General features: G+C 41.5%; 11 protein-coding genes. All 11 read right to left on the bottom strand.

What is annotated here, in order from left to right; genetic code table 11:
* Nucleotides 1-29 precede the first annotated feature (29 nt).
* The 11 genes from BK139_RS04975 to BK139_RS04925 all read right to left on the bottom strand — a co-directional run bounded on the left by BK139_RS04975 (nt 30) and on the right by BK139_RS04925 (nt 12150).
* A complete protein-coding gene (locus tag BK139_RS04975; RefSeq protein ID WP_083675297.1) occupies nt 30-920 on the bottom strand; it encodes a carbohydrate ABC transporter permease in 891 nt (296 codons plus the stop codon).
* 11 nt (nt 921-931) lie between these two features.
* Entirely contained in the window at nt 932-1831 is a 900-nt protein-coding gene (locus BK139_RS04970; protein ID WP_076257264.1) for an ABC transporter permease, read from the bottom strand.
* On the bottom strand, nt 1803-2729 hold the full coding sequence (gene rbsK, locus BK139_RS04965) for a ribokinase (RefSeq protein WP_076257263.1): 927 nt from the start codon (nt 2727-2729) through the stop codon (nt 1803-1805). The genes BK139_RS04970 and rbsK overlap by 29 nt, the downstream gene beginning before the upstream one ends.
* 10 nt (nt 2730-2739) lie before the next feature.
* A complete protein-coding gene (locus BK139_RS04960) occupies nt 2740-3051 on the bottom strand; it encodes a DUF4387 domain-containing protein (RefSeq protein ID WP_076257262.1) in 312 nt (103 codons plus the stop codon).
* 12 nt (nt 3052-3063) lie between these two features.
* Nucleotides 3064-4422: an acyclic terpene utilization AtuA family protein gene (locus BK139_RS04955; RefSeq protein ID WP_076257261.1), complete on the bottom strand. Its 1359-nt coding sequence runs from the start codon at nt 4420-4422 to the stop codon at nt 3064-3066.
* 276 nt (nt 4423-4698) lie between these two features.
* A complete protein-coding gene (locus BK139_RS04950) occupies nt 4699-5739 on the bottom strand; it encodes an ADP-ribosylglycohydrolase family protein (RefSeq protein WP_076257260.1) in 1041 nt (346 codons plus the stop codon).
* Nucleotides 5739-6731: an ADP-ribosylglycohydrolase family protein gene (locus BK139_RS04945; RefSeq protein ID WP_076257259.1), complete on the bottom strand. Its 993-nt coding sequence runs from the start codon at nt 6729-6731 to the stop codon at nt 5739-5741. Before BK139_RS04945 ends, BK139_RS04950 begins: the two co-directional genes overlap by 1 nt.
* Nucleotides 6732-6795: 64 nt before the next feature.
* Nucleotides 6796-8274: an extracellular solute-binding protein gene (locus BK139_RS04940; protein ID WP_076257258.1), complete on the bottom strand. Its 1479-nt coding sequence runs from the start codon at nt 8272-8274 to the stop codon at nt 6796-6798.
* Between the two features lie 731 nt (nt 8275-9005).
* The gene (locus tag BK139_RS04935) at nt 9006-9836 is read right to left on the bottom strand and encodes a carbohydrate ABC transporter permease (protein WP_076257257.1); all 831 of its coding nucleotides are present in this window, start codon (nt 9834-9836) and stop codon (nt 9006-9008) included.
* A gap of 12 nt (nt 9837-9848) precedes the next feature.
* Nucleotides 9849-10748 (bottom strand): carbohydrate ABC transporter permease, encoded by a 900-nt coding sequence (locus BK139_RS04930; protein WP_076257256.1) that lies wholly within the window; start codon nt 10746-10748, stop codon nt 9849-9851.
* A 148-nt stretch (nt 10749-10896) separates the two neighbouring features.
* Complete coding sequence (locus BK139_RS04925) at nt 10897-12150, bottom strand: ABC transporter substrate-binding protein (RefSeq protein WP_076257255.1); 1254 nt, start codon at nt 12148-12150, stop codon at nt 10897-10899.
* Between the last annotated feature and the right edge of the window lie 5 nt (nt 12151-12155).

The following is a 12155-nucleotide window of genomic DNA, read 5'->3' as shown; positions in this document are numbered from 1 at the left end:
CCTTTTTTTGTATTCTTTAAATTTCATATTCAATCTTTGACTCCACCTTCAAAAGCACCCTTCGCATAATACTTTAGAATCAGCGGATAAATCAGCAGTAAAGGTACAACCGAGATAATAATCGTTCCTGCCTGCAGGGAGGCAAAATCAAGGGTTGCTATTTGATCATAGGATAGGAAGTTTTGCGCTCCCAGCAGGGAGGTGTTATCACGTTCTACTACAAATTGCCGGAGTACAAGCTGCAGCGGCCATTTACCAGTGTCCGTTAAGTAGATCGTAGCCCGGAAGTATTCATTCCAGTGATAAACTCCATAAAACAGACCCATTGTTGCCAAAGCCGGCTTGGATAACGGCAGCATAATTTTTGTAAAAATACGGAAGTGTCCGGCTCCATCCATACGGGCTGCTTCCAGGATGCTTTCAGGAACATCCTCAAAAAACCTCATCATGATAAACAAGTAAAAGATATTAATAGTTTTATAAAGGATGAGGGACGCATACGTATCCAGCAATCCCAGATTTTTCACCAGTAAATATTCAGGAATTAATCCTGGTTCGAAAACCATAATTACAATTAAGAAAATCATTACAAAATTCCGGCCAGGAAATTTCGTTCTTGCCAGCACATATGCAGTCATAGCTGTAAGCAATAGATTCACGGCCGTACCCACAATAGTTATGAATAATGTATTAAAAATACTCTTTATAATCAGAGGGTTTGATAACAGAATTTTATAGTTAATGAGTGAAAACCCTTCAGGTATTATTCCCAGACCGCTTAGCTTATGGACCTTGAGAGGATCTGATAACGACATTGCCAGTAAGTGAAGAAGCGGAACTAGCACTGTCAGTGAAATTAAAATCAAAATGCTGTAAATTATAATGGTTGAAATACTCAGTTTTTTAAATTTATTCATCATCGTCCCACCTCCTACCAAACACCTTTACCGGTAAAGCGTTTTGAGATAAAGTGTGTACTTAAAATTAAGATAACCCCAATTACACCTTTGAAAAGGCTTGCTGCCGTGGCATATGCATATTGACCGTTTAAGAGACCGATTCGATATACATAAGTGTCTAAAATGTCGATTACGCTGATGACAGAAGTGTTCATCATATTAAAGACCTGGTCAAAACCGGCATTCATGAAAAATCCCAGATTTAAAATAAAGACTGTCATGATTGTTGAAGTTAAAGACGGCAGCGTGATGTACCTCATTTGCTGTAATTTGGATGCTCCGTCAATTGTAGCCGCTTCATAAAGTGAAGGGCTTATCTTTAGAATGGCTGCCAAGTAAATAATAGAATCCCATCCCGCACTGCGCCATATTTCCTGGAACACCAGTACCCAGCGTATATGGTCCTTGCTTGTCATGAAATCAAGTGAAGGCATATTGAAAAAGCTGCGAATCACGTTGACTCCGCCATCTTCGGGATTCAGCAATGCAATCCAGATTCCCGCAATAACGACCCATGATAAAAAGTGAGGAAGATAAACAATGGACTGTACATATTTCCTAAACTTCCCAACTCTTACTTCATTGATCAATAATGATAAAATTATCGGTATTGGAAAGAAGAATACAATTTTCATCACGCTAATAATGATGGTATTTCTTAATACATCCATAAAGGCTGGGGAGCTAAATAGCACCTTAAAGTGCTTCCATCCGACCCAAACATTATCACCGATAATCCGGTAATCCTGAAATGCCAGCTTCATTCCGATTAATGGAACGACGTGGAAGATCGAAAAATAAAGGAGGGCTGGAAAAAGCATAAGATAGAGGACCCAGCTTGATTTAATTTGCTTCAGTATGCCCTTTTTCATCTTTATACTCCTTTTCCTCTACAAATTGGGTCACTTCGTTTCGCTTGGGCATTCCCGTTTGAGCACCCTTTTTAGTGACCGATAAACCAGCGGCTATGTTTCCAAAACGTATACTGTCTTCAAGGCAGTTCCCCTCTGCAATGGCAACAGCGAAAGCTCCAGAAAAGGTATCTCCAGCTCCAGTTGTATCAACCGGGATCACCTCAATGGAAGGAACTAATTTAATCTCTGTTCCATCAAAGAAACGAACTCCCTCCGAACCGCACGTAATGATTAATTTATTTGGATGCTTTTTAAGCAGCTCTTCCATTGAATCATTTGTGTTAAACACCAATTGGTATTCGTGTTCATTTGGTGTGACATAGGTCACCTTGTTAATCAGCTCTTGACTGAGTGTTTGTGCCGGCGCCGGGTTGATAATAATCGTTTTTCCGTGTTCATAAAGGAGAGGAACCAGATACTCAATCATGTCTAAAGGTGTCTCGAGCTGGAATACAATGACATCGTATTTCAGCAGCTCTGATGCAGCATTTTTTACATAGTCAACATTAGTACGCGAATTTGCACCAGGTACTACAATGATGCGATTCTCACTTTGACAAAGCTCAATAAATGCTGCTCCTGTAGGCAATCCTTTTATGGATTGGAGATTTACAAGATTGATATTTTCCTTTTCCAGCTTCTTGATAATAAGATCACTATTCTCATCATCACCTACCGATCCGAATAAGGACACGTCACCTCCAAGTCGGGCAGCTGCCACAGCTTGATTGGCTCCTTTACCGCCAATGGAAAGAAAGAAATTCTCACCCAGGACGGTTTCTCCTAATTTAGGCAGTACCTCGCTTTCAATAAAATAATCCATATTGATACTTCCAACAACGGCTATTCTCTGCATGTTCATCATCCTAATCAATCAGTATATTCATTAACGGTGCATGCTGTTGTGCCCCATATACATCCCGGTCCCCAATTGTCCCTGAGGAGATATCTCTTAAAATCGTAATCTTTATTCCAAGTGCCTGATCATAGAAAACGAGATGGTCAATCTGGTCTTTTGAGAGGTTATATAACTCACAAATGGTTTGTTCATTGATTTCCCCTGAATTCTTGACTCGCTCATAGACTTCCTTGGAATCAAATAAAATATCGAATGTCAGCTCAAATGGTCCTGCATTTTTACTTCGTAATACCTTAGCCAGTTCATATAAAGCAGCCATGTTTTCATCTCCTTACAAATACTCAATGACAAATGGACTTTCAGTGATTTCCATTAGGTGATAGAGAGAAAACTCATACACAGGTCCAAACTCCACATCACTTGGTGCAAATGGAAAGGCTAAATTTCCAGCTGTTGATTTCCGATTTTCATATCCATAATGAAGAAATGTCGATCTTACACTCGAGCAAATACTGTTTGCAAGTTCCTGTGTTATGGCCACCACTTCAAACATGACACCAATCTCATGCCCCTGGAATGGTGCGGATTCTTTTGAACCGAGCACTCCATTTTTTCCATAATTATAGAAGTTGATAGAATAATCTTCTTCTGGGATGTCCTCGTAATAATCCCTTACCTGCTCTCTGACAAGCTCCTCAATCTCTTCGATATTCCCTACTAAGATCGGGTCACGGACACCTGCGATGACAAAGGTTCTATAGGCAACCTTTCGCGCACCTTCCAGCTTGATGTAATAATGATCATTTTTTTGCAGCTTACTATTCTTAACCTCAACAACTCCGTCACTCACTTGTGTAAACTCACATTGACTAAGGTCAAGGATGATGCCTGGTCCATGCAAAATGTATGGATGTTCTTTTTCGTAGAAAGTATGTGCACTCACACTAATCGGCGAACATTTGCGAATTGGATTCAAGGATTGGACGGTGAAGGAATCTTCCTTTAATGTTCCAACGATACAATCCTTTGTTGTGCCTGGTTCAGCACACAGCGCCCCGCATTCCAGTATTTTGCCAAGATGGTAGGAGAGGCCAGGATCTTTGCCTCGGTAAATTCCAACTGCCGCAAATGGCGATGGATCATATGCCCTTCCACAGACAACAATATTTGCTCCGTTTTCGAGAGCCTCCAAAATAGGCTCGTGCCCCATCTGCGCAACAATGTTGTTTGTTTCTCGAATGACTTCAGCTGTTAGAGATGGAATATTTGGCGTTAGTGGGTTAATTCGCCCCTCCTGGTTTGCTTTTATAATTTCTTCCTGTGTAAAATCTGCCCAAATCACGGCAATTTTAGCTGTTAAGCTGCGTTCTGCCAGGATTTCATTAATAATATCCAGCGTCCATTCAATATGCGGCCTGGCACCGGCTCCGCCAGCAGATCCTATAACAATGGGAATGTCCCGCGGCACACCATTTTTAATGATGATATCCAAATCCTTTTTGGTTGCCCGGCGGCTTACAATCGCTACACCTGCTCCAAGCTTATGCGGACCTGCATCTGTCGACCCTGCATCCACTACAATTCCATGAATTTCTTGATTGTTCTCAAAGGCCCTGTTAAAAGACTCTTCCGGAAATCCATATCCTAATATCCCGCACGGAGAAACAATACGTATATCACTGCTAGTCATGTTTTAACCTCTTTTAACTGGATTTTGTCTGTTTTCTATTTAATAATCATTTTTGTGTAACCGGTTACACATTTTGTCAAAAAAATAAGACATGTAACCGGTTACATACTATATATTCATATGTTACCGTCTTTCCTTGTTCCCTGTCAACCAATTATTCTACCAATGTGGTTTATCTCTCAATGGCAGCTCTTATTAAAGATAAGGGAGCACGATCACTCTTTTCTCTCATCTTAGAGTTAATCGTGCATCTATCTATATACTCATTTTTAAACGTTAAACATTTTCAAGGCTGGCCAATTTGGCAGCAATATCTTTAAGTCTGGTCCCCTGTAAACTGGGAATACAAATTCCTTTTATTTCATCTAATGCTTCCTTCCACGTTTCGGGGACTGCATTTGCTCCCTGTAAAGCTCCTGATAGAGCACCTGCCATTGCAGGCATGCTATCGGACTGTTTCGGCAGTAATGAGGCCAGCTGAATACCTTTTTGCAGATCTCCTTCTGTACTTAGGAAAATGGCATAGGCCACTGCAAGTGTTTCAGGTGCAATATTTGCATAGTTATAGACTGCATTGACTACTCGCTTTTGCCATATCGGTATCGCTGCAAATCCGTCCCCATTGGTTTCCTCCAGCACATTTAAGGCAATCTCGATTTTTCTGCGAATCCAGGTATTTTCCGGCACATATTTTAATCCTTCTTCCACTATTTCCTGCGGTGAAGCACCTGATAGGGCTACAGCTATACTGGCAGCCATTGCCTGAGCTGCATAGACACCATCTTCAGCATTTGTGATAGAAGCCATTTTTTGTGCTGTGCTTGCAGCTTTTTCAGGCTGGTTTTTATATATAAGACCGATTGGAACCGCACGTGAAACTGAGCCATCATCATAGTGATGTGGATTGTCATTGCCGGATGCCGGTGGAAGGATTCCTTTTTTGATGTTTTCAATAGAAGCTCTCTCACTTACACCGCTCCAAATTTCCTGCTCCGGTTCTACTATATATTGCATCCAGCCATGAAGTAATTTTTCTTCCGTAATTTCATTCCCGCAATCCAAAATCATTTGGGCCGCGATGATCGCAAATTCTGTATCATCTGTTCCGCAGAAATCTAAAATTCCCTCGCTCATGGCATGTGTGAAAGGCAATGAGATTTTATTAATCCGATGCCGGTCCGTAATTTGGCTAAAGCTCCATAAACGATTTCTCCTCTTAGGCGGAAGTACGAGCGCTCTATGATACATCGCAGCAAAGCCTGCCGAATCACCCATTGCCATCCCGAGAAGAGAACCGTAAATCTTATCATAAGACATTACTCTTTTCCTCCTATTAATACGTTTGTTAAATCTCTGGCAATATCACGGACATCTATCCCTTTCATAGCCAAAACACAACGTCCCCGAATAATATTAATCCGGTCCTGCCAATCCTTTGGCACAGCGTCAGCACCATGCAATGCTCCTGCCATTGCACCATTCATAGCCGCAATCGTATCAGAATCTCTTCCAATATTGACTCCGCCAAGTACAGCAGGAATGTACTCACCCTTTGCTGCAGCAAACACACCATAAGCGAGCGGAATAGCTTCCGGTCCCATATCGGCCCATGGATAGTAGAAAATGGAGATCTTGTTGTAGAGCTCTTCCATAGCATCTTGAACATTCGTATACTTCGTGCCAATTTCTACAGCCTCGTCAATTTTCCGATATGTCCAGGAATCCCTTGGTATGTGGTTCATCCCTGTTTCAATTACTTTTTGCCAATCGTCTCCCGTCATAGCATAAGCAACACTTGCGGCTACAGCTTGACCACAATATACCCCATCACGATCGTGGCTGACTCTTGCTTCAATTTCAGCCAGCCTGGCCGCTTCCTTCGGATTGCCTGCACAATAGATCCCAATCGGAGAAATTCTCATGGCTACTCCGTCGCTCCACATTTGGTGATTATCGACACCTGTGACAGGAGCAGCAAGCCCTTTTCGAAGATTGAAGATGGCCTCAACTTCACTAAAGCCGCCGCCTTTAAAGCCGCCTTCCTGAGAAACAAGATAGTTAGTCCATTCTCTTGTCATATCCTCATAGTTTAATTTGTTTCCATATTTCAAGATAATTTTTGCTGTCAGCATTGTATATTCGGTATCATCTGTTCCCACCGGATCGTCATTGACAAAGTCATTGATCCAGCCATATCTTTCTCGTATCTCTTCCAAAGCCAGGCCTTCTGTTGGAGCTCCCAATGCATCACCCACTGATAATCCTATTAAACAGCCATATACCCGCTTATACCATTGTTCGAAATCCAAATGAGATCCCCCTATGCAAAAGTTTGCTAAAAAAGTGGAGAACAGAGTCTCCACTTTTTTAGTATTATCTTAAATTTTTATTTGCAAGTTCTGTAATCTGTTCTCCGCCAGCTTCGTTCCACTCTTTAACGAATTTTTCGAAGTCAGAGATTGGACGCTTGCCCGTAATGATGTCCGTTGTAAATTCCATATACAGGTTTTGCATAGCATCCCAGTTAGCAACATATTCTTCCGGGATTATGAAGCTATTGTCTTCTTCATAAAACTCTTCTGCTGATTGAAGTGACTTTTCTGCAGATTCACTTAATAATGGTGTCGATTCATCCACTGGAGTAGCTGGTGTATAATCAACCGGCTCCCAGAATCTAGCAAACCATTCACTGTAATATTTATCAGTAAGCTGCAGCTTTCCATCCACTTCGTTATAATGCTCGCCTTCGAACCCGAATCGGTCGATCATTTGTCCTTCAGGACTCGCCATATAATCCAGTATCTTAAACACAAGATCCTTATTCTCAGAATTAGCAGAGATTGCAATACCTCTTGATTCTTTTGTAACATCCGTAGCACCAAAACCTTGATATTCACCCTTTGCTGGCGGCAGCATGACCAGTGAAGCTTCTTCTCCGCTCACTTGAACCATTTTGCCTTCATAAATATCGATTACTTTACCAGCTGTACCAGGGATGATCGCAGCATCCCCATCAAAGAATGCTTTTTCTTTCGTATCCCATTGCTTTGTTAAGTATTGAGGATCCAAAAGACCTTCTTTATATAACTTATTATAGAATTCAAGCTTTTCTTTTTGCTGCTTTGAAACTCTTGCGTATTCGTAAGAGCCGTCCTCTTTTTGCAGCCAAGTCTTATTGATTCCGAAAGCCATATCAAACATATAATCGATTTCTGCAATGTCGCCGGCAACTGTAATGGCATATTTAGGTTTATCGCCGCCAGGCTGTTTTTCAACTAATTCTTTGAAAAATGAATAGTAAGTATCCACAGTTGGATTTTCCATTAGTGCTTTAGACGTTTCCATTTGGTTAAACCAGTCTCCTCTGATGACAGGAACTTTAGGAGCAAGAGGTTTAATCCAGAGTAAGTAAGGATAATTTGCAAGTCTTTTTTCGTTAAAAGGCTGAATGATATCCTTTAGATATTTTGAATCCTTGATGTAAGGTCTTAAATCCTCTAATAATCCTTGTTCAGCAATGGCTTGATCTCCGCCTTGGAAATAAATCATATCAGGAATCTCGCCGCTATTGAGAAGCAGGTTTAACTTCTCTGCATAATTGCCTTGCGGGAGGTCGACTAATTCAAAATTCACTTTAATATTTTCATCTTCAAGGAGCCCTTTTTCTATCGCATCATAATATTTTTCTGATACAGGGTTAGAACTGTTATCATCTTTCATTACAATACGGATTGTTGTGGCTCCCCCTTTATCTTTCTTATCTCCCTGACCTGCTTCTTCTTTGTTCGTACAAGCTGCCAGTAAACCCAGAACCAAAATAAGGCTTAGTATGGCAATTAAAGATTTTCTCATCACTTTTCCCCCTAGAAAGTTTTTTTCATATTCTAATTGAATCGATGAATGATTGCTCCCCCCCTTGCCATTCATCATATTAGGAGTTTAATAGGATAATATTAACCAGAATTACAATTGTATGTAACCGGTTACACAATTAACTAAAAAAAGTTATTCCTAACAATCTGCAATCAGAAGATGTTGCTAGGATGCGATAACCAGCTTTATATCCTCTTATGTAACCGGTTACATATTTTATTCCCTTTTAGGATAATTGAAAGTGGTTCTAAAGTCAACTACTAAAAATTCAAATTACTTTGTAAATTCTTTTGTATGGAATCAGCGTTAAATTTCTGCACAGCAGCTTAACTTTTAATTGAAATGAAGTTTTTTTCATATTTAAGAACTTCCCTTTTCCCGAAAATTAAAGTCCCCCATAACCCAGAAGATACTCTGGTGTTTTGGGGGAACCTTACTGAAAGTCAATTATTTTCGATTCGCTCGAGCTCAGCCAAATCATCAAGTTACGTTCGGTATTTTCAACCATCTCGACACTTCTTAGGCGGTGACAATCTCTTGAGAGGAGAGTTTATTTTAGATAAGATTGCAGGACTGATTTTCGCGTTCATTGAGCACTCTTGCATATGTGCTTCAATGGGACGTTTGATTGAAATCATCTTTAACTTTCATCTCTTCATTGAAACTACTTTCATGTAAAAGAGAGCCCCTGCCTGAAGCTCTCTCCAATATCACTTCCCGCCCGTAAACGAAATTCCCTTAATAAAGTAGCGATTAAAGAAGGCATACAATAGCAGGACTGGCAGCGTAAAGACCATGGAAGCTGCCATAATGTAGTTCCAGTAGCTGACAAATTGGCCTTTAAACGTATTCAGCCCTAATGGGAGAGTGTACATTTCTGTATCTGTCATGACGATCAGAGGTCTCATGAAGTCATTCCAGAAGCCCATAAAGACAAAGATTGCCTGGGCAGCCAGAGCCGGTTTGGCCAGAGGCATCACTACCTTGAAAAAGATCCCAAAGCGGCTGAGCCCATCAAGCTGTGCAGCTTCCTCCAATTCTTTTGGAAAATTGATAAAGAATTGTCTCATCATGAAGATAAAGGTGGCGTTAATCATCGCCGGCACGATCATTCCCTGATAAGAGTTCAGCCAGCCTAATTCCTTTAGGATTAAATAGTTTGGAATCATGGTCACCTGTGAAGGTATCATTAAGACGGCCAGTATAATGATAAACAGGGCCTTTTTACCGGGAAATGCAAGTCTAGCAAGGGCATAGCCTGCCATTGAGTTAAAAATGATATTTAGTAATGTCCCTATTACCGCGATGATAAGGGAGTTTAAAAGCCATCTGGGAAACAGATCCTGTTCAACAAATATTTGCTGATAGTTCGCTAGTGTGAAGTTTTTCGGAATGAAGTTCATGGTCCCGCTAATAATTTCTTCTAATGTCTTAAATGAGGATGACAGGGCCCATAAGAACGGAACAAGTGTGGTGACAGCATATAGAACAAGAATGACGTAAAGAAGACGCTTGCTGAATGATTTTTTCCTGGAATTCATGTCCGTTCCCCCTTAATAAAGTGATTCTTCCTTCGAAAATTTACGCTGGATCAGCGTTGCAACTAGAATAATAATAGCCAGAGCAAATGCAAGTGCAGCCGCATATCCCATCGTTCCGAGTGACTTAAATGCATATTGATAGATCAGTAGAACGACTGTCAGAGTTGAATTGTTTGGTCCCCCAGATCCGCCGGAGAAGATATATGACTGATCAAACAGCTGGAATGTTCCAATTAGCCCCATGATGACAACAAACGAGGTAACCGGCCGCAGGAAAGGAACCGTCACATAGAAGAATTTCTGAAAGGCATTGGCCCCATCAAGCTCAGCTGCTTCATATAAGGAATCCGGAATATCCTGAAGAGCTGCTAGATAAATAACCATAAAGAATGGCGCCGTCGCCCAGATATTCATCAGCATGATTGCGTTCAATGCAATATCAGGGTCGCCTAAAAAGTTATACCCAGGAAGTCCGATCATTTCCAGAAGGTTATTGATCAGCCCTTCTTTGTTATACATCCACATGAAAATTAACGTTAAAACGGCAGAGGAGGTTAACGTCGGCAAAAAGTAAACAATGCGAAAGAACTTCTCTCCTTTTAAACCGGCATTTAATGTTGCTGCTAATATCAGTGCTAAAGCCGTCTGACATGGAACCACAATCAGCACATATTTCGCGGTATTTTTTAAGGCGATAAGGGCCCTATTGTCTTCCATAATCCTGGCGAAATTTTCAAACGCCACAAATTCAAAACTCGTTTGGCCAAGAAGCTGAACCTTATTAAATGAAAGGAAAATAGCATAAAGAATAGGCCCAATGATAAATAGGGCTAACACAAGCAGTGTCGGAAACATAAACAAATATCCTTGACCGGCATCTCTTAATTTTTTCTTAGAAGATCGTTTGTTCATGAGTATTCCTACCTTCTATCTGTTTGGATAATACTTTCCCTGAAGGGCGGTACGGCACCGCCCTGAAAAGAAAGACTGAAGGGCATCATATTATGAATGTACCTGACACCTTAAAGCGGGCCAGGTACTGTTCATGTTTTTATCCGCCTTATTGAATTTCACTATTTGCTTGTTCCTGTGCTTCCTTCAATGCGTCAGATAGCGGACGATCCCCAAGGAATGCAGCAATGAATTGGTTGTTAAAGTTATTCATGATAATCGGAAGGTTGGCACCCTCTTGCCATACAGTGGCATAAGAAGCTCCAGCTACAAGCGCACCTCTTAACGGATCTTCATCATAGCCTAATTTTTCTGCAACCGATTTGCGTGTAGGAAGAGCGAAGCCTTTAGAAGTCCATGTTTCCATTCCTTCTTTGCCAGTCAGGTAGGAAATTAGCTTCCATGAAGCTTCCTTCTTCTCAGATGCTGCATTCATGACATAACCAACCGTATAAGCCATGGTCCCCTTTTCGCCATTAACGGCAGGAAGTTCAGCTGTACCGTACTCCACATCAGGGAAAGTATCCTCTAAGAATGGAATCGCCCAGTTACCCTCAATGACCATTGCCGCTTTCTGCTGGCCGAACATTTCTCCGCCCCAGTTTGCGCCTACTTCTGATGCCTGGGCAGAGGTTTTGTCTTCAAGATGCTGATCAACGATTGGCTTTAGTGCCTCTACTATCTCCGGAGAAGCGAAATTCGCTTTATCTTCCTTCACCACATCACCGCCGGAAGCCTGGGCAATATGATAAAGCCGGGCAAGCTCAGGCGCAACACCAAATCCGTATACACCTTCCTTTGTAAGGGCTTTGGACACTTCGCGCAGCTCATCCCATGTTTTTGGGACTTCTACACCTGCTTCTTCAAACATTTTTTTATTATAGAAAAGAGCTAGAGTAGAGTAATCCTTTGGAAAACCGTACGTCTTCCCATCCACCTGGAAAGCTTCAAGCATAGGCTTCTCAAAATCTTCAGTATCAAAGTCCTCTGTGACATACTCGTCTAGAGGCTCGACGACACCCGTTTCAATCAATGCCGGCGCTTCAAGTGCATCCAAATAGAACACGTCCGGACCTTCTCCGCCAATCAGGCGAGTTTTTAGGACATCCATATACTGCTCTGAAATCACTTCATGCTTAACATCAATGTTTGGAAATTTCTCTTCGAAGTCGGCAATTGTCTGTTTCAGCAGTTTTTGCTCAGATGGGTTGCCGCCCCATCCCGCAAGCGTTACTTCAACCTTTTCTCCTTCAGATCCGCCAGAGCCTTCCGAGTTCGTTTCATCTGACCCGCTGCACCCGGCAAGAAGGGACCCCACTAACATTGTCGTCATACCTAATCCAGCCAACCATTTTTTCTTCATCCTTC

Origin of the sequence: Paenibacillus sp. FSL R5-0490 (assembly GCF_001956215.1) — a bacterium.
GTDB lineage: Bacteria > Bacillota > Bacilli > Bacillales > Cytobacillaceae > Cytobacillus.
This window is presented reverse-complemented; position numbering and strand designations above follow the sequence as displayed.